This is a genomic window from Cupriavidus oxalaticus (assembly GCF_038900635.1).
GTDB classification, from domain to species: Bacteria; Pseudomonadota; Gammaproteobacteria; order Burkholderiales; family Burkholderiaceae; genus Cupriavidus; species Cupriavidus oxalaticus_B.
This window is the reverse complement of the sequence record NZ_JAYMRX010000085.1, coordinates 1-458: the sequence shown is the minus strand read 5'-3', so window position 1 is coordinate 458 and position 458 is coordinate 1. Positions and strand designations below refer to the sequence as shown.

1 protein-coding gene is annotated in these 458 nt (G+C 58.7%); it reads right to left on the bottom strand.

Features of this window, described 5'->3' with window-relative positions; translation table 11 throughout:
• On the bottom strand, positions 1-292 hold a 292-nt coding region (locus VSR71_RS35060), incomplete at its 3' end, for a DUF417 family protein (protein ID WP_342917917.1).
• Between the last annotated feature and the right edge of the window lie 166 nt (positions 293-458).

The following is a 458-nucleotide window of genomic DNA, read 5'->3' as shown; positions in this document are numbered from 1 at the left end:
CGACCCGATGATGGAACGCACCGACGGTCAGTGTCACGGCGGTGGACAGTTCCATCACGCCAATGACAGCGCTGGCGCCACGGACACCGAATGCGTCGATAAGCCAGGCCATGAAGGGGCTGTTCTCAATGAACGGCGCAATGCCCTGCGCTTCGTAGCCGGTGAACTTCATCCCGCCGAACCAGAGAAAGACGACAACCAGGGACCAGCGCAGCAACGCCTCGTGGCTAATGATGACTTCGTTGGTCCGCTTTGTGGCGACGGATGTGATGGGTTGTGTGATGGGTTGCATATTTGCTCCTCAACGGTTATGTGGTGTGGCGGAGGAGCACGCTGGAGCGGCCCCCTGAATCGCCGGACACAGTCCCCCACTTACAATAGCGGGTAGGCATACGACTGTGTTTATGACTAAAACGAAGCAGGAATTGGTGGAAGTGTTGACGGGGCCGGAGCGCCGG